General features: G+C 65.3%; 22 protein-coding genes and 3 tRNA genes. 20 read left to right on the forward strand and 5 right to left on the reverse strand.

Going from position 1 to position 22814, the window contains the following annotated elements:
* Positions 1 to 174: 174 nt before the first annotated feature.
* From aruF to HMPREF1224_RS35240, 13 genes are all read left to right on the forward strand, one after another.
* A complete protein-coding gene (gene aruF, locus HMPREF1224_RS35180) occupies positions 175 to 1191 on the forward strand; it encodes an arginine/ornithine succinyltransferase subunit alpha (protein WP_003085950.1) in 1017 nt (338 codons plus the stop codon).
* Between the two features lie 11 nt (positions 1192 to 1202).
* Positions 1203 to 2225, forward strand: a complete 1023-nt coding sequence (gene astA, locus HMPREF1224_RS35185) for an arginine N-succinyltransferase (RefSeq protein ID WP_003112607.1) — start codon at positions 1203 to 1205, stop codon at positions 2223 to 2225.
* A 42-nt stretch (positions 2226 to 2267) separates the two neighbouring features.
* Positions 2268 to 3734, forward strand: a complete 1467-nt coding sequence (gene astD / locus HMPREF1224_RS35190; RefSeq protein WP_003125126.1) for a succinylglutamate-semialdehyde dehydrogenase — start codon at positions 2268 to 2270, stop codon at positions 3732 to 3734.
* Entirely contained in the window at positions 3731 to 5077 is a 1347-nt protein-coding gene (astB, locus tag HMPREF1224_RS35195; protein ID WP_003085956.1) for an N-succinylarginine dihydrolase, read from the forward strand. Before astD ends, astB begins: the two co-directional genes overlap by 4 nt.
* Positions 5078 to 5090: 13 nt before the next feature.
* A complete protein-coding gene (locus tag HMPREF1224_RS35200; protein WP_003085959.1) occupies positions 5091 to 5381 on the forward strand; it encodes a hypothetical protein in 291 nt (96 codons plus the stop codon).
* A gap of 13 nt (positions 5382 to 5394) precedes the next feature.
* Positions 5395 to 6393: a succinylglutamate desuccinylase gene (gene astE / locus HMPREF1224_RS35205; RefSeq protein ID WP_003112605.1), complete on the forward strand. Its 999-nt coding sequence runs from the start codon at positions 5395 to 5397 to the stop codon at positions 6391 to 6393.
* Positions 6394 to 6537: 144 nt separating this feature from the next.
* Positions 6538 to 7542: a low-specificity L-threonine aldolase gene (gene ltaE, locus HMPREF1224_RS35210; RefSeq protein ID WP_003112603.1), complete on the forward strand. Its 1005-nt coding sequence runs from the start codon at positions 6538 to 6540 to the stop codon at positions 7540 to 7542.
* 121 nt (positions 7543 to 7663) lie between these two features.
* Positions 7664 to 10288 (forward strand): alanine--tRNA ligase, encoded by a 2625-nt coding sequence (gene alaS / locus HMPREF1224_RS35215; protein ID WP_003112602.1) that lies wholly within the window; start codon positions 7664 to 7666, stop codon positions 10286 to 10288.
* Between the two features lie 147 nt (positions 10289 to 10435).
* Positions 10436 to 11674: an aspartate kinase gene (locus tag HMPREF1224_RS35220; RefSeq protein WP_003085971.1), complete on the forward strand. Its 1239-nt coding sequence runs from the start codon at positions 10436 to 10438 to the stop codon at positions 11672 to 11674.
* Between the two features lie 184 nt (positions 11675 to 11858).
* Positions 11859 to 12044 (forward strand): carbon storage regulator CsrA, encoded by a 186-nt coding sequence (gene csrA, locus HMPREF1224_RS35225; protein WP_003085981.1) that lies wholly within the window; start codon positions 11859 to 11861, stop codon positions 12042 to 12044.
* Between the two features lie 61 nt (positions 12045 to 12105).
* Positions 12106 to 12196 (forward strand) — tRNA-Ser (locus HMPREF1224_RS35230).
* A gap of 117 nt (positions 12197 to 12313) precedes the next feature.
* Positions 12314 to 12390 (forward strand) — tRNA-Arg (locus HMPREF1224_RS35235).
* Positions 12391 to 12501: 111 nt separating this feature from the next.
* Positions 12502 to 12578: transfer RNA gene (locus HMPREF1224_RS35240), tRNA-Arg, on the forward strand.
* A 98-nt stretch (positions 12579 to 12676) separates the two neighbouring features.
* On the opposite strand, the gene alpR is transcribed toward HMPREF1224_RS35240, so the two are convergent.
* Positions 12677 to 13390 carry a transcriptional regulator AlpR gene (gene alpR / locus HMPREF1224_RS35245; protein WP_003085982.1) on the reverse strand — a complete coding sequence of 238 codons (714 nt, stop codon included), beginning with the start codon at positions 13388 to 13390 and terminating at the stop codon, positions 12677 to 12679.
* A 170-nt stretch (positions 13391 to 13560) separates the two neighbouring features.
* Between alpR and HMPREF1224_RS35250 the strand changes: the two genes are divergently transcribed.
* From HMPREF1224_RS35250 to HMPREF1224_RS35270, 5 genes are all read left to right on the forward strand, one after another.
* Positions 13561 to 14091 (forward strand): hypothetical protein, encoded by a 531-nt coding sequence (locus tag HMPREF1224_RS35250; protein ID WP_003085984.1) that lies wholly within the window; start codon positions 13561 to 13563, stop codon positions 14089 to 14091.
* A gap of 164 nt (positions 14092 to 14255) precedes the next feature.
* A complete protein-coding gene (locus tag HMPREF1224_RS35255; RefSeq protein WP_003104765.1) occupies positions 14256 to 14630 on the forward strand; it encodes a phage holin family protein in 375 nt (124 codons plus the stop codon).
* On the forward strand, positions 14623 to 14898 hold the full coding sequence (locus HMPREF1224_RS35260) for a phage holin family protein (RefSeq protein ID WP_003085989.1): 276 nt from the start codon (positions 14623 to 14625) through the stop codon (positions 14896 to 14898). Before HMPREF1224_RS35255 ends, HMPREF1224_RS35260 begins: the two co-directional genes overlap by 8 nt.
* A 90-nt stretch (positions 14899 to 14988) precedes the next feature.
* Positions 14989 to 15492, forward strand: coding sequence for a phage neck terminator protein (locus HMPREF1224_RS35265; RefSeq protein WP_010793886.1), 504 nt, complete (start codon positions 14989 to 14991; stop codon positions 15490 to 15492).
* A gap of 52 nt (positions 15493 to 15544) precedes the next feature.
* The gene (locus HMPREF1224_RS35270; RefSeq protein WP_003159666.1) at positions 15545 to 15997 is read left to right on the forward strand and encodes a hypothetical protein; all 453 of its coding nucleotides are present in this window, start codon (positions 15545 to 15547) and stop codon (positions 15995 to 15997) included.
* Positions 15998 to 16042: 45 nt separating this feature from the next.
* Here HMPREF1224_RS35270 and HMPREF1224_RS35275 read toward each other — a convergent pair whose 3' ends face one another.
* Positions 16043 to 16558, reverse strand: coding sequence for a DUF4124 domain-containing protein (locus tag HMPREF1224_RS35275; RefSeq protein ID WP_010793887.1), 516 nt, complete (start codon positions 16556 to 16558; stop codon positions 16043 to 16045).
* Between the two features lie 326 nt (positions 16559 to 16884).
* On the opposite strand from HMPREF1224_RS35275, the gene mgtE reads away from it, so the two are divergent.
* Positions 16885 to 18333, forward strand: coding sequence for a magnesium transporter (mgtE, locus tag HMPREF1224_RS35280; protein ID WP_003085996.1), 1449 nt, complete (start codon positions 16885 to 16887; stop codon positions 18331 to 18333).
* 49 nt (positions 18334 to 18382) lie between these two features.
* Here mgtE and HMPREF1224_RS35285 read toward each other — a convergent pair whose 3' ends face one another.
* From HMPREF1224_RS35285 to rimO, 3 genes are read right to left on the reverse strand one after another with little or no spacing between them, the layout of a single operon-like run.
* Positions 18383 to 18775, reverse strand: coding sequence for a hypothetical protein (locus HMPREF1224_RS35285; protein WP_003085997.1), 393 nt, complete (start codon positions 18773 to 18775; stop codon positions 18383 to 18385).
* Positions 18768 to 19229, reverse strand: a complete 462-nt coding sequence (locus tag HMPREF1224_RS35290) for a YehS family protein (RefSeq protein ID WP_003104756.1) — start codon at positions 19227 to 19229, stop codon at positions 18768 to 18770. The genes HMPREF1224_RS35285 and HMPREF1224_RS35290 overlap by 8 nt, the downstream gene beginning before the upstream one ends.
* Before the next feature lie 60 nt (positions 19230 to 19289).
* Positions 19290 to 20612, reverse strand: coding sequence for a 30S ribosomal protein S12 methylthiotransferase RimO (gene rimO, locus HMPREF1224_RS35295; protein ID WP_003086001.1), 1323 nt, complete (start codon positions 20610 to 20612; stop codon positions 19290 to 19292).
* A 246-nt stretch (positions 20613 to 20858) separates the two neighbouring features.
* Between rimO and HMPREF1224_RS35300 the strand changes: the two genes are divergently transcribed.
* Complete coding sequence (locus HMPREF1224_RS35300) at positions 20859 to 22763, forward strand: potassium transporter Kup (RefSeq protein WP_003104754.1); 1905 nt, start codon at positions 20859 to 20861, stop codon at positions 22761 to 22763.
* Positions 22764 to 22814: the final 51 nt, after the last annotated feature.

The following is a 22814-nucleotide window of genomic DNA, read 5'->3' on the forward strand; positions in this document are numbered from 1 at the left end:
GGCCGGGGTACCCGATGCGACATCCCGGAGCGGCCCGCGCCGGAGCCGGGAACCGTGCCGCCGTGCGTGGCGCGGGATCTTCCCTGCTGGACGTTCGAAACCGTGGCACAGGAAGGTGCCGCGGTCCCGCGCATGGATGCGGCAATCATCGTTGTCTGAGAAAGGAGTGACGCCATGTTGGTGATGCGCCCCGCCCAAGCGGCCGACCTGCCACAGGTGCAGCGTCTGGCGGCGGACAGCCCGGTAGGCGTCACGTCCTTGCCGGATGACGCCGAACGCCTGCGCGACAAGATCCTCGCTTCCGAGGCCTCGTTCGCCGCGGAGGTAAGCTACAACGGCGAGGAAAGCTATTTCTTCGTCCTCGAGGACAGCGCCAGCGGCGAGCTGGTCGGCTGCTCGGCGATCGTCGCCTCGGCCGGGTTCTCGGAACCGTTCTACAGCTTCCGCAACGAAACCTTCGTGCACGCCTCGCGCTCGCTGTCGATCCACAACAAGATCCATGTCCTCTCGCTGTGCCACGACCTTACCGGCAACAGCCTGCTGACCAGTTTCTACGTACAGCGCGACCTGGTGCAGAGCGTCTATGCCGAACTCAACTCGCGCGGTCGCCTGCTGTTCATGGCCAGCCATCCGGAGCGCTTCGCCGACGCGGTGGTGGTGGAGATCGTCGGCTACAGCGACGAGCAGGGCGAATCGCCGTTCTGGAACGCGGTCGGGCGCAACTTCTTCGACCTGAACTACATCGAGGCGGAAAAGCTCTCCGGGCTGAAGAGCCGCACCTTCCTCGCCGAACTGATGCCGCACTATCCGATCTATGTGCCACTGTTGCCGGATGCCGCCCAGGAGTCCATGGGCCAGGTCCACCCGCGAGCGCAGATCACCTTCGATATCCTGATGCGCGAAGGCTTCGAGACCGACAACTACATCGACATCTTCGATGGCGGCCCGACCCTGCACGCGCGTACCTCGGGGATTCGCTCGATCGCCCAGAGCCGGGTGGTTCCGGTGAAGATCGGCGAGGCGCCGAAGAGCGGGCGTCCATACCTGGTCACCAACGGCCAGTTGCAGGACTTCCGCGCGGTCGTGCTGGACCTGGACTGGGCGCCCGGCAAGCCGGTGGCCCTGAGTGTTGAAGCCGCCGAGGCCCTGGGCGTCGGCGAAGGCGCCAGCGTGCGCCTGGTAGCGGTCTGAAGGAGCCAGTCATGATCGTACGTCCTGTTACCAGCGCCGACCTGCCGGCCCTGATCGAGCTGGCGCGCAGCACCGGTACCGGTCTGACCACCCTGCCGGCCAACGAGCAGCGCCTGCAGCATCGCGTCAGCTGGGCCGAGAAGGCCTTCCGCGGCGAGGCCGAACGCGGCGACGCCGACTACCTGTTCGTCCTCGAGGACGACGCCGGCAAGGTCGTCGGCATCTCCGCCATCGCCGGAGCGGTGGGGCTTCGCGAACCCTGGTACAACTACCGGGTCGGCCTCACCGTGAGCGCCTCGCAGGAACTCAACATCCATCGCGAGATCCCCACGCTGTTCCTGGCCAACGACCTGACCGGCAATTCCGAGCTGTGCTCGCTGTTCCTCCACGCCGACCACCGCAGCGGCCTCAACGGCAAGCTGCTGTCGCGCGCGCGCTTCCTGTTCATCGCCGAATTCCGCCACCTGTTCGGCGACAAGCTGATCGCCGAGATGCGCGGCATGTCCGACGAGGAGGGGCGTTCGCCATTCTGGGAAAGCCTCGGCCGGCACTTCTTCAAGATGGAATTCTCCCAGGCCGACTACCTCACCGGGGTCGGCAACAAGGCCTTCATCGCCGAGCTGATGCCGAAGTTCCCGCTCTATACCTGCTTCCTCTCCGAGGAGGCGCGCGGGGTGATCGGCCGCGTCCATCCGAACACCGAGCCGGCGCTGGCCATGCTCAAGGCCGAGGGCTTCAGCTACCAGGGCTACGTCGACATCTTCGACGCCGGCCCGGCGATCGAGGCCGAGACCGACAAGATCCGCGCCATCGCCGAGAGCCAGAACCTGGTGCTGGCGGTGGGCACTCCCGGCGACGACGCCGAGCCCTACCTGATCCACAACCGCAAGCGCGAAGACTGTCGCATCACCGCCGCGCCGGCGCGGGCCGCCGCCGGCACCCTGGTGGTCGATCCGCTGACTGCCAAGCGCCTGCGCCTGTCGGCCGGCGCCTCGGTACGCGCGGTGCCGCTGTCGGCGCAGAAGCGCGGTTGAAAGCCTGATGGAGGCGTCCCGGCGAGGGCGCCCGAGGAGTCGATGATGAGTACCCATTACATTGCCGGCCAGTGGCTGGCGGGCCAGGGCGAGACCCTGGAGTCCCTCGACCCGGTTGGCCAGGGCGTGGTCTGGTCCGGGCGCGGCGCTGACGTCACCCAGGTCGACGCTGCCGTGCGCGCCGCCCGCGAGGCCTTCCCGGCCTGGGCGCGGCGCCCGCTGGAGCAGCGCATCGAGTTGCTCGAGCGCTTCGCTGCGACCCTCAAGTCCCGCGCCGACGAGCTGGCCCGAGTGATCGGCGAGGAAACCGGCAAGCCGCTGTGGGAGTCGGCCACCGAAGTGACCAGCATGGTCAACAAGGTGGCGATCTCGGTGCAGGCGTTCCGCGAGCGCACCGGCGAGAAATCCGGTCCGCTGGCCGACGCTACCGCCGTGCTACGGCACAAGCCGCATGGCGTGGTGGCGGTATTCGGTCCCTACAATTTCCCCGGCCACCTGCCCAACGGGCATATCGTCCCGGCGCTGCTGGCCGGTAACTGCGTGGTGTTCAAGCCCAGCGAGCTGACCCCGAAGGTCGCCGAGCTGACGCTCAAGGCCTGGATCCAGGCCGGCCTGCCGGCCGGCGTGCTCAACCTGGTCCAGGGCGGTCGCGAAACCGGCGTCGCGCTGGCCGCCCACCGTGGGCTCGACGGTCTGTTCTTCACCGGGTCCAGTCGCACCGGCAACCTGCTGCACAGCCAGTTTGGCGGCCAGCCGCAGAAAATCCTGGCGCTGGAGATGGGCGGCAACAACCCGCTGGTGGTGGAGGAGGTCGCCGACCTCGACGCCGCCGTCTACACCATCATCCAGTCCGCCTTCATCTCCGCAGGCCAGCGTTGCACCTGCGCCCGCCGCCTGCTGGTGCCGCAGGGCGCCTGGGGCGACGCACTGCTGGCGCGCCTGGTGGCGGTCAGCGCTACCCTGCGGGTCGGTCGCTTCGACGAACAGCCGGCGCCGTTCATGGGCGCGGTGATTTCGCTGAGCGCCGCCGAGCACCTGCTCAAGGCCCAGGAGCATTTGATCGGCAAGGGCGCACAGCCGCTGCTGGCGATGACCCAGCCGATCGACGGCGCCGCCCTGCTGACCCCGGGCATCCTCGACGTCAGCGCGGTGGCCGAGCGACCGGACGAAGAGTTCTTCGGGCCGCTGTTGCAAGTGATCCGCTACTCCGATTTCGCTGCGGCGATCCGTGAAGCCAACGCCACCCAGTACGGCCTGGCCGCCGGGTTGCTGTCGGATTCCCGCGAGCGTTTCGAGCAGTTCCTCGTGGAAAGCCGCGCCGGCATCGTCAACTGGAACAAGCAGCTCACCGGCGCCGCCAGCAGCGCGCCGTTCGGCGGTATCGGCGCGTCCGGCAACCACCGGCCGAGCGCCTACTACGCCGCCGATTACTGCGCCTATCCGGTCGCCTCGCTGGAAAGCCCCAGCGTGTCCCTTCCTGCCACCCTGACTCCCGGGATCAGCCTATGAATGCCCATGAAGTGAATTTCGACGGCCTGGTCGGCCCGACCCACAACTACGGCGGCCTGTCCTACGGCAATGTCGCTTCGCAAAGCAACAGCCAGGCGGTGTCCAACCCGAAGGAAGCGGCGAAGCAGGGTCTGGCGAAGATGAAGGCGCTGATGGAGATGGGTTTCAAGCAGGGGGTACTCGCTCCGCAAGCCCGCCCGGATACCGCTGCGCTGCGTAGCCTGGGCTTCTCCGGCAGCGACGAGGAGGTGATCCGCCGCGCGGCGAAGGAAGCGATGCCTCTCCTCGCCGCCTGCAGCTCGGCTTCGAGCATGTGGACCGCCAATGCCGCCACGGTCAGCCCGAGTGCCGACACCGCCGATGGCCGCGTGCATTTCACCGCGGCCAACCTGAACTGCAAGTTCCACCGATCCATCGAGCATCCCACCACCAGCCGCGTGCTGGCGGCGATGTTCAACGACGAGCGGCATTTCGCCCATCACGCGGCGCTGCCGGCAGTGAGCCAGTTCGGCGACGAAGGCGCGGCCAACCACACGCGTTTCTGCAAGGACTATGGCGATGCCGGCGTGGAGTTCTTCGTCTTCGGTCGCAGCGCCTTCGACAGTCGCTTCCCGGCGCCGCAACGCTATCCGGCGCGCCAGACCCTGGAAGCCTGCCAGGCCGTCGCGCGTCTGCACGGGCTGAGCGAGGCCGGAGTGGTCTACGCTCAACAGAACCCGGCGGTGATCGACCAGGGCGTGTTCCACAACGATGTGATCTCGGTGGGCAATGGCGAGGTGCTGTTCCATCACGAGGACGCCTTCCTCGATACCGAGAAGGTCCTTGCCGAACTGCACGACAAGCTGGGCCGCCGCGGCGGCCGCTTCCGCGCCATCTGCGTGCCGCGCGACCAGGTCGCGGTGGAGGACGCGGTGAAGTCCTACCTGTTCAACAGCCAACTGCTGTCGAAGGCCGACGGTTCGATGCTGCTGGTGGTACCGGAGGAGTGCCGGAACAACCCGCGGGTCTGGAACTACCTGGACCAGCTCACCGGCGACGACGGTCCGATCCGCGAAGTGAAGGTCTTCGACCTCAAGCAGAGCATGCAGAACGGCGGCGGTCCGGCTTGCCTGCGCTTGCGCGTGGCGCTGCAGGAACGGGAGCTGGCGGCGGTGAATCCGGGGGTGATCATGAGCGCCGGCCTGTACGACACGCTGGTAGCCTGGGTCGACCGGCACTACCGCGACCGCCTGAGCGAGACCGACCTGGCCGACCCCCAACTGCTGCTGGAGTGCCGGACGGCATTGGATGAACTGACGCAGATCCTTAAACTGGGCTCGGTTTATTCCTTCCAACTCGATTGAGAGCCTCGCCACCATGTCCGATAGCCTGCAACTGATCCTCGAAGATACCGACGGCACCCAGCTGGAAACTTCCTGCACCCGTTTCGCCGTGGTCTGGCAGGGCAAGGAAGTGTGGGTCCAGCAAGCCGGCAACGGCCAGTTGCTGATCGGCGTCGACGTCGAAGACGGCGATACCGAATACACCAACCTGCTGCTGCGGCCGATGGCGACCAACCTGGTCAGCCTGCAACTGGAGATGGAGCCGATCGAAGAGGGCGACGACCACGAGCACGGCCCCGACTGCGGCTGCGACCACACCCACTGACTGAGGACATCCCATGCTCGCCCTCGGCAAACTGCTCGACTTGACCCTGGCCGGCCGCGAGCCGACCGAGAAGATCCAGCTCACCGCCGACGGCACCCGCCTGCACTGGCTGGCCGAGGGCGCGCTGGAAGTCACGCCGATCGGCGCCCGCGATAACGGCGTCGACCTGTTGCTCTCGGCCGGTATCCACGGCAACGAGACCGCGCCCATCGAACTGCTCGAACGGCTGATCCGCAAGGTCGCCGCTGGCACCCTCAAGCCTGCCGCCAGGGTCCTCTTCCTGTTCGGCAACCCCGAAGCCATCCGCCGCGGCGAGCGCTACGTCGAACAGGACATGAACCGCCTGTTCAACGGTCGCCACGAGGAGGGCAGCGGCAACGAGGCCTTCCGTGCCGCCGAGCTGGAGCGCCTGGCCCAGGTGTTCTTCAGCAAGACCGAGCGAGTCCACCTGCACTACGACCTGCATACCGCGATCCGCGGCTCGAAGATCGAGCAGTTCGCCCTCTACCCCTGGGCCGAGGGCCGCCAGCATTCCCGCAGCGAACTGGCCCGCCTGCGCGACGCCGGCATCGAGGCGGTGCTGTTGCAGAACAAGCCGGGCATCACCTTCAGCGCCTACACCTACGGCCAGCTCGGCGCCGAGGCCTTTACCCTGGAACTGGGCAAGGCACGTCCGTTCGGAGAGAACCAGGAGGTCAACCTGGAGCGCCTGGAGCGGAGCCTGGAGCTGCTGATCGACGGCAGCGAGGAACAGCCGGACGGCTCCCGGCTCGACGGCCTCAAGCTGTTCAGCGTGTCGCGCGAGGTGATCAAGCACAGCGACCACTTCCGCCTGCACCTCGACGACGACGTGGCCAACTTCACCGAACTCTCGCCGGGCTACCTGCTGGCCGAGGATATCGGCGGCACGCGCTGGGTGGTGGACGAGGTCGGCGCGCGCATCATCTTCCCCAATCCACGGGTGAAGAACGGCCTGCGTGCCGGAATCCTGGTGGTGCCGGCCAAGCTCTGAGGCGTATCGGCCTTCCCTCTCGATCATGACGGAGCGCTTCGGCGCTCCGTTTCCGTTGCGGCCGGGAAGATTTCCCGACTTCCCTTGTGGCTGTCGGTAGAGCGCCGTAGGATCGGGCTTTTCCGCCGAACCGAGGAGCCCTCCGTGCCTGTCATCGACCTGCGCAGCGACACCGTCACCCAGCCCACCGCCGGCATGCGCGAAGCCATGGCCGCGGCCGAACTGGGCGACGACGTCTATGGCGAGGACCCCACGGTCAACCGCCTGGAGGCCGAACTGGCGGCGCGCCTGGGCTTCGCCGCGGCGCTCTTCGTACCGACCGGGACCATGAGCAACCTGCTCGGATTGATGGCCCACTGCGAGCGCGGCGACGAATACATCGTCGGCCAGCAGGCGCATACCTACAAATACGAGGGCGGCGGTGCCGCGGTGCTGGGCTCGATCCAGCCGCAGCCGATCGACGGCGAGGCCGACGGATCGCTCCACCTGGACAAGGTCGCGGCAGCGATCAAGGCCGACGATTTCCACTTCGCCAGGACCCGCCTGCTGGCCCTGGAAAACACCATGCAGGGCAAGGTGCTGCCGCTCGACTACCTGGCCGCGGCGCGCGCCTTCACTCGCGCGCGTGGCCTGGCCCTGCACCTGGATGGCGCGCGCCTGTACAACGCGGCGGTGAAGCTGGGCGTAGACGCCAGCGAGATCACCCGACACTTCGACTCGGTGTCGGTGTGCCTGTCCAAGGGCCTCGGTGCGCCGGTGGGCTCGGTGCTTTGCGGCAGCGTAGAACTGATCGGCAAGGCCCGTCGCTGGCGCAAGATGGTCGGCGGCGGGATGCGCCAGGCCGGCCTGTTGGCGGCTGCCGGCCTGTACGCCCTCGACCACCAGGTGGCACGCCTGGCCGACGACCACGCCAACGCCGCGCGCCTGGGCGACGGGCTGCGCGAACTGGGCTATGCGGTGGAGCCGGTGCAGACCAACATGGTCTATGTCGATGTCGGCGAGCGGGCGGTCGCGCTGCGCGACTTCCTCGCCGAGCGCGGGGTGCGGATCAGCGCGGCGGCGCGTTTGCGCCTGGTCACCCACCTGGACGTTTCCGCCGAGTCCATAGGACAAGTACTGGATGCCTTCGCGGCCTTTCGTCGCTCATAAGCGAAAAGGTCGGCAATAGGCAATAACTATCGCGCAAATACACTACAACCTTGCCCAAGGGCCGATATAATGCGGCCCTTTGCCGGCGATTCGTGGCCGCCAATTTTCCGTGGAAGAACCTATGAAAAGCGCTGAAATCCGTGAAGCCTTCCTCCGCTTCTTCGAAGAGAAGGGACACACCCGTGTCGCTTCCAGTTCGCTGATCCCGGCGAACGATCCGACCCTGCTGTTCACCAACGCGGGCATGAACCAGTTCAAGGACTGCTTCCTCGGCCTGGAAAAGCGCGCCTACACCCGTGCGACCACCAGCCAGAAATGCGTGCGCGCCGGCGGCAAGCACAACGACCTGGAAAACGTCGGCTACACCGCGCGGCACCACACCTTCTTCGAAATGCTGGGTAACTTCAGCTTCGGCGACTATTTCAAGCGCGACGCCATCCATTACGCCTGGGAGTTCCTCACCGGCGAGAAATGGCTGAACCTGCCCAAGGAAAAGCTCTGGGTCACCGTCTACGCCACCGACGACGAGGCCTACGACATCTGGACCAAGGAAGTCGGCGTGCCCGCCGAGCGTATGGTGCGGATCGGCGACAACAAGGGCGCGCCCTATGCGTCCGACAACTTCTGGGCGATGGGCGATACCGGACCCTGCGGTCCCTGCACCGAGATATTCTTCGACCATGGGCCGGAGATCTGGGGCGGCCCGCCCGGTTCGCCGGAAGAGGACGGCGACCGCTACATCGAGATCTGGAACAACGTGTTCATGCAGTTCAACCGCACCGCGGACGGCGTCATGCACCCGCTGCCGGCGCCGAGCGTGGACACCGGCATGGGCCTGGAGCGCGTCAGCGCGGTACTCCAGCACGTGCACTCGAACTATGAGATCGACCTGTTCCAGAATCTGCTGAAAGCCTCCGCCGAGGCCATCGGCTGCGCCAACGACGACGCGCCGTCGCTGAAGGTGGTAGCCGATCACATCCGTTCCTGCAGCTTCCTGATCGCCGACGGCGTACTGCCGTCCAACGAGGGTCGCGGCTACGTCTTGCGGCGGATCATCCGCCGCGCCTGCCGCCACGGCAACAAGCTGGGCGCCAGGGGCACCTTCTTCCACAAGATCGTCGCAGCGCTGGTCGCCGAGATGGGCGATGCCTTCCCCGAGCTGAAGCAACAGCAGGCACACATCGAGCGCGTGCTGAAGACCGAGGAAGAACAGTTCGCCAAGACCCTGGAGCAAGGCCTGAAGATCCTCGAACAGGACCTCGCCGAACTGCAGGGCAGCGTGATTCCCGGCAACGTGGTGTTCAAGCTGTACGACACCTATGGCTTCCCGGTCGACCTGACCAATGACATCGCCCGCGAGCGCGAGCTGACCATCGACGAGGACGGCTTCGAGCGCGAGATGGAGGCCCAGCGCGAGCGCGCCCGCGCTTCCAGCGCCTTCGGCATGGACTACAACAGCCTGGTCAAGGTCGACGGCGAGACCCGCTTCCTCGGCTATCAGGGCGTCTCCGGCGCCGGGCAGATCGTCGCGCTGTTCAGGGACGGCCAGGCCGTCGAGCGCCTGGAGGAGGGCGAGGAGGGCGTCGTGGTCCTCGACCAGACGCCGTTCTACGCCGAGTCCGGCGGCCAGGTCGGCGACAGTGGCTACCTCGAGGCGGCTGGCGTGCGCTTCGACGTGCGCGATACCACCAAGGCTGGCGGCGCGCACCTGCACCATGGCGTGGTCGCCCGGGGCAACCTGAGCGTCGGCGGCGCGGTCAAGGCCGAGGTCGACGCCTCGGTACGCCAGGCCACCGCGCTCAACCACTCCGCGACCCACCTGCTGCATGCCGCGCTGCGCCAGGTACTGGGCGACCACGTACAACAGAAGGGCTCGCTGGTGGACAGCCAGCGCCTGCGTTTCGACTTCAGCCACTTCGAGGCGATCAAGGCGGAACAACTGAAGGCCCTGGAGGATATCGTCAACGCCGAAATCCGTCGCAACACCGAGGTCGAGACCGAGGAAACCGATATCGACACCGCCAAGGCCAAGGGCGCCATGGCGCTGTTCGGCGAGAAGTACGGCGACCAGGTGCGCGTACTGAGCATGGGCGGCGATTTCTCCGTCGAGCTGTGCGGTGGCACCCACGTATCCCGCACCGGCGACATCGGCCTGTTCAAGATCACCAGCGAGGGTGGCGTGGCTGCCGGCGTACGCCGTATCGAGGCGGTCACCGGCGCGGCGGCGCTGGCCTACCTGAACGGTGCCGAGGAGCAGCTCAAGGAAGCCGCCAGCCTGGTCAAGGGCAGCCGCGACAACCTGCTGGACAAGCTCGGCGCCCTGCTGGAGCGCAACCGCTCGCTGGAGAAGGAGCTGGAACAGCTCAAGGCCAAGGCTGCCAGCGCGGCCGGCGACGACCTTTCGGCGGCGGCGGTGGAAATCAAGGGCGCGAAGGTACTCGCCGCGCGCCTCGATGGTCTGGACGGCAAGGCGCTGCTGGCGCTGGTCGACCAGTTGAAGAACAAGCTCGGCCGCGCAGTGATCCTGCTCGGCGGCGAGCTGGACGGGAAGGTCGTACTGGTCGCAGGCGTGACCCAGGACCTGACCGGCCAACTGAAGGCCGGCGAGCTTATGAAGCAAGCCGCGGCGGCAGTTGGTGGCAAAGGTGGCGGACGCCCGGATATGGCCCAGGGCGGCGGCACCGATGCAGCGAAATTGGACGAGGCCCTGGCCCTGGCCCAGCGCTTCGTCGAGCAAGGGCTCTGATGCCATGCCGGCTCCGCGCCAGAGCGACGCGGGGCCGGGCGGCCAGCGCCCCTTGATGCCCGGCCGGCGGTGCGCCCCGCCAGTCCGGGTAGCGAAAGAATGTGGCAGGTTCAAAAGGGCGCCCTTCACGGAATCAGGCGGTTTGAAATGGCTTTGATCGTACAGAAGTTTGGAGGGACCTCCGTCGGCACCGTCGAGCGTATCGAGCAGGTGGCCGAGAAGGTGAAGAAATTCCGCGAAGCGGGCGATGACGTCGTCGTGGTGGTATCCGCCATGAGCGGCGAGACCAACCGTCTGATCGGCCTGGCCAACCAGATCATGGAGCAGCCGGTTCCGCGCGAACTGGACGTCATGGTCTCGACCGGAGAGCAGGTGACCATCGCCCTGCTCAGCATGGCCCTGATCAAGCGCGGCGTGCCGGCGGTCTCCTATACCGGCAACCAGGTGCGTATCCTCACCGACAGTGCGCACACCAAGGCGCGCATCCTGCACATCGACGACACCCACATCCGCGCCGACCTCAAGGCCGGCAGGGTAGTGGTGGTCGCCGGTTTCCAGGGCGTCGACGGCAACGGCAACATCACCACGCTGGGCCGCGGCGGTTCCGATACCACCGGGGTGGCCCTGGCGGCGGCGTTGAAGGCCGACGAATGCCAGATCTACACCGACGTCGACGGCGTCTACACCACCGATCCGCGCGTAGTGCCGCAGGCCCGTCGGCTGGACAAGATCACCTTCGAGGAAATGCTGGAAATGGCCAGCCTCGGTTCCAAGGTGCTGCAGATCCGGGCGGTCGAGTTCGCCGGCAAGTACAACGTTCCGCTGCGCGTGCTGCACAGCTTCCAGGAGGGTCCGGGCACCCTCATTACTATCGATGATGAAGAGGAATCCATGGAACAGCCGATCATCTCCGGCATCGCCTTCAACCGCGACGAAGCCAAGCTGACCATCCGTGGCGTACCCGATACCCCCGGCGTGGCCTTCAAGATCCTCGGGCCGATCAGTGCCGCCAATGTGGAAGTCGACATGATCGTGCAGAACGTGGCGCACGATAACACCACCGACTTCACCTTCACGGTGCATCGCAACGATTACCTGAACGCCCTGGAAATCCTCAAGCAGACCGCCGCCAACATCGGCGCGCGCGAAGCCATCGGCGACACCAACATCGCCAAGGTTTCCATCGTCGGCGTCGGCATGCGTTCGCACGCCGGCGTGGCCAGCCGCATGTTCGAAGCGCTGGCCAAGGAAAGCATCAACATCCAGATGATCTCCACCTCGGAAATCAAGGTTTCCGTGGTGATCGAAGAGAAGTACCTGGAACTGGCGGTACGTGCTCTGCACACGGCGTTCGAGCTCGACGCGCCGGCGCGACAGGGTGAGTGACGCTGGCAGGCGAAAGGCGCGGCAACCCCGCGCCTTTTGTCGTTTTTGACCGTTTGGCAGGAACTTTCATTCCGGCGGGACTGGTCAATACTGGGTGAAGGATCGCGCTCTTGATTTCTGCGGATCCGCCGCCATTTCTTTTTTGCAGACTGTTGTCCTGAAATATTCGCGTGAGGAGAAAGGAATGCTGATTCTGACTCGTCGGGTCGGAGAGACCCTGATGGTAGGTGACGACGTCACCGTGACGGTACTGGGTGTCAAAGGGAACCAGGTGCGCATCGGCGTCAACGCGCCGAAGGAAGTCGCCGTACACCGGGAGGAAATTTACCAGCGCATCCAGAAAGAGAAAGATCAAGAGCCAAACCATTAATTTTTATCTAATTTTCCCTTTGCAAACGGGGTAAAGATGGGTATCATGCGCCCCGTGTTGCGGAGAGGTGGCCGAGTGGCCGAAGGCGCTCCCCTGCTAAGGGAGTACACCTCAAAAGGGTGTCGGGGGTTCGAATCCCCCCCTCTCCGCCATTCAAGTGTTAGAGGTTGATTCAGGCGGCGAAAGCCATCTTGGTAACTAAGTTACTGATTTGATTGAAAAAATCGCTTGACGGATAAAATCCACAATCTATAATGCGCCCCCACGACGCACTCATAGCTCAGCTGGATAGAGTACTCGGCTACGAACCGAGCGGTCGGAGGTTCGAATCCTCCTGAGTGCGCCATATTTCGAAGGGTTCCTCTCGTCAGGGGCTCGGCGAGCGAAGGATCGACAGTTGCGGTCTTTCACGGTAAAACAAGCGTTACCGGCAGGTGGCCGGAAAAAGCACCGACACGCACTCATAGCTCAGCTGGATAGAGTACTCGGCTACGAACCGAGCGGTCGGAGGTTCGAATCCTCCTGAGTGCGCCATACCGAAAGGGCCTGCAGCAATGCAGGCCCTTTTTTCTTTGCCCGGGATTTTTCTTCCGCCGGAACGCGGCCCCGTCGTCAGGCGGGGCGGGAAGGGGTCAGACCAGCACCGAGTACCAGAACACCCGGCCGATCACGTTGATGTGCTCGGCGGCTTCCTGGGGCTCGTAGCGCTCGTCCGGATGCTCGTCACTGTTGAAGCTGCGAATGCGCAGGCCGCCGCCTGGAAGGCGGTAAAGCAGTTTAACGCGCAGTTGGCCGTCGTGGTCGAAGGCGTACATGTCGCCGTCCTTGATCGTCCGCGCGCTAGTGTCCACGCCTACCGTGCTGCCGTCCGGCAGCACCGGCTCCATGCTGTTGCCGCTGACCGTGACGCAGGCGGCACTGGCCGGATCGATGTTCTTCTTGCGCAGGGTGTACTTGCCGAAGCGCAGCTTGCGCCCGCCGGTCTGCAGGATCACCGTGCTGCCCTTGCCGCCGGACAGCTCGATCTCCTTGTAGAAGGGCAGTTCGATCTCGTCGGCATCCAGGGGCGTTTCGTCGTCCCATGACTCTACTGCGCCAAGCCAACTGGCATTGGGTCCTGCATTCGCCTGGCCGCGCTCGGCGAGCATCTCGCCACGACCTTCCGCCAGCCACAGGGGGTTGACGCCGCAGGCGCCGGCGATCTGCGCGACGAAGCTGGTGGCGCGGGACTTGCCGCGCTCCAGATCGGAAATGGAGGTCTGGGTCATGCCTACCGCCTGGGCAAGCTGGACCTGGCTGAGATGGGCGTGCTTGCGCGCCGCCTTGATGCGATCTTTGAGTTCCATAGGGGGCAAGACTAAGGGTGTGCCTGTGGCATTGCAAGCCTCCGTATATGGGTATTACCATAATTTCAGCGCTTTCCTACTCACCTCGGGTAGGACGGCGGCCCAACACAGCCACTGCGGGTGGCTAATGCGAGCGGCCAGCCAGGTGGGCCGGCCAAGGAGGGAATACCATGTTTCAAAGTACCGAGCAGGCGCTGGCCGTGGCCTACTGGATGTTCGAGCACCAGCCGGGACCGAAGTCGTCGACGGCGATGGTGATCGATGGCCTGCGCGAGCGCTTCGATCGCAGCTTCATCGAACACCTGCCCAGCGGTTTGAGTCCGCACGAATGGCAGGCCCAGGCGGTGATGACCGTGCGTTTCGCCCAGCGCCAGCTGGCTGCGCACCCACTGGAGCTGGCGGTGGTGCGGGCCGAGTTCGCCCGCGGGCGGGATTTCGTCCTTGGCCTGGCGGCTTTGCGCGACTGGCTGAAGCCCGGGGCCGACCCGATCGAGCAGCGGGCAACCCTGGCCTTGCTGATGCGCATGTTCCGTCGTCCGCCGTCGAGCATCCGCGAGATCGAGCGACTCAGCGGGCTGTCGAAGAGCACCCTGCATCGCTGGGACAAGGAATGGCGCGAGCGGGTCGTCGCTTTGCTGCGCCAGGCCTTGCAGCGGCTGGAGGAGCCGATGGCGGAGGTGGGGATCGTGGGCGAGCGCTAAAAAAATTTCTGTATGAAAACGGGTTTTCCCATATTGACGCTATGGGACGATAAAGGTATAAATTCTCCACGATTGAAATTCCTCTGGCCGAAGCCCGCCGATGCGGGCTTCGGCCGTTCCGGGCCCGCCTTTTCGGCGGGCCTTTGCATTTCCGGGAGTCATCCATGTCCGAGCCAAGCTCTGCGGCCTCCGCCGCCAGCGCAATGGCTGGCGTCGGCCTGGCCATGTACCTGCCGGGTATCGATGGCAACGCCTTGCTGGGAGGCTTCGGCGGCGCCATCTTCTTTGTCGTGTTCGCCCGTGACTACAACGCCCTGACCCGCCTCGGCTACCTGCTGGTGTCCTGGGTCGGCGGCTATTACGCCGGAATCGAGGCGCTCGGCCGCGGATTGACCCAGACCAGCGGCATGGCCGCCTTCGTCGCCGCGACCCTCTGCGTGACCGGCGGCATCGGCATGCTCGAGTGGATGCGTGGCGGCGAACTGCCCAGCTGGATGCGCGGGCTGTTGCGCCGCCGGGGAGGCAAGTCCGATGGTTGATCCGCTGTCCACCCTGACCGTGCTGGTCTGCTCGGCGATCTGCATGCGCCTGATCACCTATCGCCGCGCCGGCGCGCGTTTCCGGCCCGGCGTTTCCCTGTGCGCCTACCTGCTGGCGTTGTGCACCGGCTGCCAGGCGCTGGGAATAGTGGCCGGGTTGTATCGTGCCGAGCACCTCTCGCCGTGGATGCTCGGGGTACTGCTGGTGCTGCTGGTCCTGCTGTTGCAGGCGCGCGGCAACCTGGCGCGGGTCCTGCGCCTGCATTGAACGAACGTACTTCGCTCCGGCCTGGCCGGCGGTTGTATCCGCCGCGTCGGTGCCTGTCCGTCATCCATCCATCCTGAAAAGGAGTTCGCCATGTCCAGTGCAACCGTGCGCCTGGATCACGCCGCCCTGCGCGAAACGTTGCGGCAGTTGTTCGGCCTGCCCGCCGGCAGCGTCATCGATGCCGATCAACTGCTGGCCCCGCCGGCCATCCCCTTCATGACCTTGCGCCTGGAGTCCTCGAGCCTGCTTGGCAAGGTGCGGCGGGAGTTTTCCGCCAGTGGCGAGCAGGAGTCCCTGCTGGCCAGTTGCGAGAGCATCTTTCGCCTGACCTGGCATGGTCCCGAGGCGCACCAGTACCTGCAGGATGCCCGCTGCCTGCTGCAGTCAGGCAATGCCGGCGAGCGCCTGCGCGTGCTGAAGGCCAGCCTGCTGTGCCTGACACCCATCGAAAACCTGTCCGTCGTGCAGGATGGCCAGGCGCTGGGGCAGGCTCGTTTCGACCTTGTTCTCGCTCACGAACACGTGCTGCTCGTCGACCTCGAGCGCACCGCTCCCGGGCAGGCCTCCGGGGGGACGGGTGGAACGGCTTCCTAGAGGTCGTTGCGATGCATCGTAGCGATGCCATCCATACATAGAGGAGAGATCCATGGTCATGTTGATCAGTCGTCGCGTCGGCATCGTTCGCCTGGATGCGGTGATTTCCGAAAACCTCGCGCAGGCTGCCGTCAGCGCGCGCGGCGACCAGCTCATCACCATCGTCGGCAGCATTGTCGACCATGCGCCCGCTGGCGAGCCGTTGCCCTCCTTGCTGCCGATGGAGGGAGGCAGCCGCGCGTTGAACGAGTGCCGTGTGCGCAAGGGCATCGCTGCCTTGACTTCACTGCAAGGCGCTTCCGAAACGGTGGACGTGCAAACGGGATTCCACCTGTATCGCGGTCTGTTCATCACGCGCGTTGTTGCCCGGCGAACCGCAGAAAGAGGATTGAGCCTGACCATAACCGCCAGCCAGAGGCGTGCGCGGCGGGCAGGCGGTAGGTTGCTGAAGACTGTCGTCCGTCTTTTCCATGCAGGCAGGGCGACACCCTGCCCGGCACGCTAAGGGCGATGCCGGTCCTGCTTTCATCGGTATGAGGACGGCCCGGCCTTAGCTCCCGGGATCGACTCGCTCCACCCGGTACCTTCCCTTTCCCTTCACACATCCCTCCTGATCGAAGCTCACGCTTCTCGCTCCCCGTCGCTTGTCGGCCTTGTACTGATAACGCACCTCCGCATTGTTCCCGCTGACCCGGTCCGGCTTGCCCAGCGCCCGCTCCACATCGGAGCGGGTCATTCCCGCCATGATCCGCTGCTCCACGATCGCCTTGCGGCGTTCCTTCTCGTCCAGGCGTCTGCCGCAGCGATCTTCTCTTTCTCCGATCACCGCGAGCGGCACGCTTTTCCGGCCGATGGACGCCTTTTTCGTCTTCGTCTCGGCCCTCGGCGTGACGCTCCTGCCTCCCGGCGGCGGGTTGTCCGCCACGACGGTCTCGCCGGCCTGCCCGGCGGGGCAACCGAGTTGGGTGAAGCTGACATGGCCGCTGGCGTCTTCGCAGCGGAATACCGCAGCGGCCTCGCAGGTGGACGCCAGCGAGAGGAGGAGAAGGAGGGACAGGGAACGCATGGCCGGCACTCCGGGTCGGATAAGGGTGAGTGCAGGCTAACGCGTTCCCTTTTTCCGCGGGGCCGAGTGTCCTGAGTGAAATTTCCGGCGTCGCAGTCAGGCGTCGAGTGACGATGAACTTTGTGCCGCAAGCGCTTGTTCTTGCCGCCATTTTGTAACGCGCAAAACGCAAGCGGAGTGTTATCATTATCCGTATCTGCCCCGAGAGGGCCCTTGGAACACCCCCATGGACTTACCCAGTAGAAACTCGAACAGTTTCCCGTTTGACCAATCACGTTTCTGATTGACCCCTTTGGCGTGCTCCGCTACTGGGGGTGGAGCGCGCTATGACCGAAGTAGAAGCCAAGAAGCCGCAGGAAAGCCTGCAGGACCGCCTAGCGCAGGTGGTCGAGCTGCTGCATCGCCACAAGGTGGTGGAGGACCTGACCCATCGTCAGGAAGGCCAGCACCATGACCGGGTGGAAAACCTCGTCCACCGGCAGAATCTCGTAGAACTCCAGCGCAAGCTGGAGGAACTGCACCCCGCCGACATCGCCCACATCCTCGAATCGCTGCCGCTGGACGACCGCCTGACGGTCTGGCAGCTGGTCAAGTCCGAGGACGACGGCGACATCCTCCTCGAAGTCTCCGACGCGGTCCGGGAAACCCTGATCGCGGACATGGACGACCACGAGATCATCGCCGCGACCAAGGACCTGGACGCCGACGAACTCGCCGACCTGGCGCCGGAACTGCCGCGCGACGTGGTCCACGAACTGATGGAAAGCCTCGACGCGCAGCAGCGCGAGCGAGTGCGTTCGGCGCTGTCCTACGAGGAGGACCAGGTCGGCGCGCTGATGGACTTCGAGATGGTCACCATCCGCGAGGACGTCAGCCTGGAAGTGGTGCTGCGCTACCTGCGCCGCCTGAAGGAACTGCCCGGGCATACCGACAAACTGTTCGTGGTCGACTACGACGGCGTGCTCAAGGGCGTGCTGCCGATCAAGCGCCTGCTGGTCAACGATCCGGACAAGCAAGTGCTGGAAGTCATGGCCACTGACCCGGTGACCTTCCACCCGGACGAGGACGGCTACGACGCCGCCCAGGCATTCGAGCGTTACGACCTGATTTCCGCGCCGGTGGTGGACAAGGGCGGCAAGCTGATCGGTCGTCTGACCATCGACGAGATGGTCGACCTGATCCGTGAGGAAAGCGAAAGCGAAGTCCTCAACATGGCCGGTCTGCGTGAAGAAGAAGACATCTTCGCCTCGGTCTGGAAGTCGGTGCGCAACCGCTGGGCCTGGCTGGCCACCAACCTGATCACCGCCTTCGTCGCCTCGCGGGTGATCGGTCTGTTCGAAGGCTCCATCGAGAAACTGGTGGCGCTGGCCGCGCTGATGCCGATCGTTGCCGGCATCGGTGGCAATTCCGGCAACCAGACCATCACCATGATCGTCCGCGCCATCGCGCTCGACCAGGTACAGCCGACCAGCAACAGTCGCAACCGCCTGCTGCGCAAGGAGCTTGGCGTCGCGCTGGTCAACGGCCTGGCCTGGGGCGGAGTGATCGGCGTGGTGGCCTTCTATCTTTACGGCAACTGGGAACTGGGCGTGGTGATGACCGCCGCGATGACCCTGAACCTGCTGCTGGCGGCGATGATGGGAGTGCTGATCCCGATGACCCTGCATCGTTTCGGACGCGATCCGGCGATGGGCTCCAGCGTGATGATCACTGCGATGACCGACAGCGGCGGTTTCTTCATCTTCCTCGGCCTGGCGACGATCTTCCTGATGTAGCCGGAGCGCCACGCGAGAAGCCGCCCACGGGCGGCTTTTTTCATGGCGGTCAGATCAGCGGGGAAACCTTCGGTGGCGACCAGGACAGCACGCTCAGGCAGCGATCGCCGCCATTGACGAAATACTCGTCGACGGCCTTGGTCTCGCGGGCGACGAAGCCCTCGCGACGGCATTCCTGGTCCAGCCAGCCGCCTTGCTCGACCCGGTACAGCCAACCCTCGGATGCCGCACAGGCTGGCCAGAATTCCAGCAGGTCGGCAGCGTCGAGCTGGCGCAGGCCTTCGACTTCGACGAACTCGACGCGCCAGGTGCGCTGGTTGGCGAGGTCGCGGACGAGGATGGTCAGGCCGGCGCGATCCTGGCGGCACTCCAGGAACCAGGGGTCGACGCAGGGCGGCGCCTGGAGCAGAACCGCCAGCAGTGGCTCCGCGCGTTCAGCCACGGACGCGCAGGGTCAGGCCCTTGAGGAAGTTACGCAGCAACTGGTCGCCGCAGGTCCGGTAGTTGCTGTGGCCGGGCTTGCGAAACAGGGCGCTCAGCTCGGGTTTGGAGACCGGGAAGTCGACGCTGTCGAGGATGGCATGGAGGTCTTCCTCCTTGAGTTCGAAGGCGACCCGCAGCTTCTTCAGGATCATGTTGTTGCTCAACGGCAGCTCCAGCGGCGGTAGCGGACGCGACTCGTCGCGACCGCGGCGCTGGATGATCAGTCCGTCCAGGCAGCGCGCCAGGTAGCGGTCGGGGCAGGCCTGGAAGCCGTCTTCGTCTTCCTTCTTCAGGTAAGCCTCGAGCAGGTCCGCTTCGACTTGCTCGCCGAACGGGGCGGCCAGTTCGGCCAGATGTGCATCGGGAAGATCCAGCAGGTAGCGCAGGCTGCGTAGTACGTCGTTGTTGAGCATCGTGCTCTCCGGAACGGTTGGCGATGAAAAGCCCCGCGGGGCGGGGCTCTTCAGGGAGGCTCAGACCAGCTCGGCCCAGAGGTCGTACTCGTCGGCATCGGTGATGCGCACGCGGACCTTGTCGCCCGGCTTCAGCTCGTCGCTGTCGACGAACACGTTGCCGTCGATTTCCGGAGCGTCGGCCCAGGAGCGGCCGACCGCGCCCTGTTCGTCGACTTCGTCGATCAGCACTTCGATTTCCTTGCCCACCTTGAGCTGCAGGCGAGCGGCGGAAATCGCCTGCTGGTGGGCCATGAAGCGTTCCCAGCGGTCCTGCTTGACCTCGTCCGGCACCGGCTCCAGGCCCAGCTCGTTGGCCGGAGCGCCTTCGACGGGGGAGTACTGGAAGCAGCCGACGCGGTCGAGCTGGGCTTCCGTCAGCCAGTCGAGCAGGTACTGGAAGTCTTCTTCGGTTTCGCCCGGGAAGCCGACGATGAAGGTCGAGCGGATGGTCAGTTCCGGGCAGATCTCGCGCCACTGCTTGATCCGGGCCAGGGTCTTGTCCTCGAAGGCCGGGCGCTTCATGGCCTTGAGCACCTTCGGGCTGGCGTGCTGGAAGGGGATGTCGAGGTACGGCAGGAGCTTGCCGGCGGCCATCAGCGGGATCACGTCGTCGACGTTGGGGTACGGGTAGACGTAGTGCAGGCGAACCCACACGCCCATGCTGCTCAGCGCCTCGCAGAGTTCCTTCATGCGGGTCTTGACCGGCTGGCCGTTCCAGAAGTCGGTCTTGTACTTCAGGTCCACGCCGTAGGCGCTGGTGTCCTGGGAAATCACCAGGAGTTCCTTGACCCCGGCCTTGACCAGGCGCTCGGCCTCGCTCAGCACGTCGCCGACCGGCCGGCTGACCAGCTTGCCGCGCATGGACGGGATGATGCAGAAGCTGCAGCTGTGGTTGCAGCCTTCGGAAATCTTCAGGTAGGCGTAGTGGCGCGGGGTCAGCTTGACGCCTTGCGGCGGGACCAGGTCGACCAGCGGGTTGTGTTCGGTCTTCGGCGGCACCACTTCGTGCACCGCGGTAACCACCTGCTCGTACTGTTGCGGGCCGGTGACCGCCAGCACGCTTGGATGCACGTCGCGGATCGCGTGCTCTTCCACGCCCATGCAGCCGGTGACGATGACCTTGCCGTTCTCGGCGATGGCTTCGCCGATCACTTCCAGGGACTCGGCCTTGGCGCTGTCGATGAAACCGCAGGTGTTGACCACCACGACGTCGGCGTCTTCGTAGGTCGGAACGACCTCATAGCCTTCCATGCGCAGCTGGGTGAGGATGCGCTCGGAGTCGACCAGCGCCTTGGGGCATCCAAGACTGACGAAGCCGACTTTGGGAGTGGGGGTGGACATGGCTAACCTCGGTAGGCGGGCGCGCTTGCTGGCGCCTCTGATCAAAAAGTGCGCAATTCTAGCGGCAGCGCCGCGGCTTTTCCAGTCTCCCGTGCAGCTCTTTTCCGGCCCTGGAAAAACTCACCGCGGGCGCTCGGCAATCGGCTCCCCGGCCTTCTATAGTCATAGCAGTCCGTGGCCTCGGCGCTTGCATCGCGGACGGCATGGGCGCAGCATTTGCCGAATTTTTCCGGGGGAAAGCGTTTCATGAGTGATGCAGCGACGCGTGCCGAGGAGACGTCGGAGGGGCATTCCAGCTCTGCCATCGGCCTGATGGTCGGGGCGGTTGGAGTCTGCTATGGGGATATCGGCACCAGTCCCTTGTATACCCTGAAAGAGGTCTTCATCGGCGGCTACGGGGTGCAGGCCAACCACGATGGCGTCCTTGGCGTGCTGTCGCTGATCTTCTGGTCGCTGGTCTGGGTCGTTTCCATCAAGTACGTGATCTTCGTCCTGCGTGCCGACAACCAGGGCGAGGGCGGGGTGATGGCGCTGTCGGCCCTGGCGCGCCGGGCGGCGGCGCCGTTCGGCAGGCTGCAGACCTTCGTGGTGGTTGCCGGCCTGATCGGCGCGGCGCTGTTCTACGGCGACAGCATGATCACCCCGGCGATCTCGGTACTGTCGGCGGTAGAAGGGCTGGAGATCGCCTTCGACGGCCTGGAGCACTGGACGGTACCGCTGGCGCTTATCGTGCTGATCGGCCTGTTCCTGATCCAGAAGCACGGCACCGCGCGGATCGGCATCCTGTTCGGCCCGGTCATGGTGCTCTGGTTTGGCGCCCTGGCGGCGCTGGGCGTCTACGGGGTGATCCAGCAGCCGGAAGTGCTGCAGGCGATGAACCCTGTATGGGCCGTGCGTTTCTTCAGCTCGCATCCCGGCATCGGTGTCGCCATCCTCGGCGCCACCGTACTGGCGCTGACCGGCGCCGAGGCGCTGTACGCCGACATGGGCCACTTCGGTCGCAAGCCGATCGCCCGTGCCTGGTTCCTGCTGGTGCTGCCGGCGCTGGTGCTGAACTACTTCGGCCAGGGCGCGACCATCCTTTCCAACGCCGAGGCGGCGCGCAACCCCTTCTACCTGCTGGCGCCGGGCTGGGCGCTGCTGCCGATGGTGGCGCTGTCCACCCTGGCCACGGTGATCGCCTCCCAGGCGGTGATCTCCGGCGCCTTCTCCCTGACCCGCCAGGCCATCCAGCTCGGCTACGTGCCGCGGATGACCATCCAGCACACTTCCAGCCACGAGCAGGGGCAGATCTACATCGGCGGGGTGAATTGGGCGCTGATGGTCGGCGTGGTCCTGCTGGTGCTCGGCTTCGAGTCCTCGGCGTCGCTGGCGGCTGCCTACGGCGTGGCGGTGACCGGAACCATGCTGATCACCACCCTGCTGATGGGCGTGGTGATCTGGCGCCTGTGGAAATGGCCGCTGTGGCTGGGCGTCCCGTTCTTCTGCGTGATGCTCGCGGTGGACAGCCTGTTCTTCGCCGCCAACCTGCCCAAGGTGATCCAGGGCGGCGCCTTCCCGGTCATCGCGGGTATCGTCATCTTCATCCTGATGTCCACCTGGAAGCGTGGCCGCCAACTGCTGGTGGAGCGTCTCGACGAGGGCTCGCTGCCGCTCTCGGTGTTCATTTCCAGCATGCGCGTGCAGCCGCCGCACCGGGTCCAGGGGACCGCGGTGTTCCTTACCGCGCGTACCGACGCGGTGCCTCACGCGCTGCTGCACAACCTGTTGCACAACCAGGTGCTGCACGAGCAGGTGGTGCTGCTCACCGTGGTCAACGAAGACAGCCCACGGGTTTCGCCGGATCGCCGTTTCGAGGTCGAGGCCTATGGCGACGGGTTCTTCCGGGTGATCCTGCACTTCGGCTTCATGGAAGAACCGGACATCCCGGCTGCCTTGCGCCTGTGCCATCTCAACGAACTGGACTTCAGCCCGATGCGCACCACCTACTTCCTCAGCCGGGAGACGGTGATTCCATCCAAGCGCATCGGCATGGCGCGCTGGCGCGAGGGGTTGTTCGCCTTCCTGCTGAAGAACGCCAACGGCAACCTGCGCTATTTCAACCTGCCGCTCAACCGGGTGATCGAGTTGGGAACCCAGGTCGAGATCTGATCCGCTCCGCTGCAAAAAAGCGCGCCCGATTGGGCGCGTTTTTTGCGCGTT

The sequence above is a fragment of the Pseudomonas sp. P179 genome, assembly GCF_000478485.2.
In the GTDB taxonomy this organism is placed as follows: domain Bacteria; phylum Pseudomonadota; class Gammaproteobacteria; order Pseudomonadales; family Pseudomonadaceae; genus Pseudomonas; species Pseudomonas aeruginosa.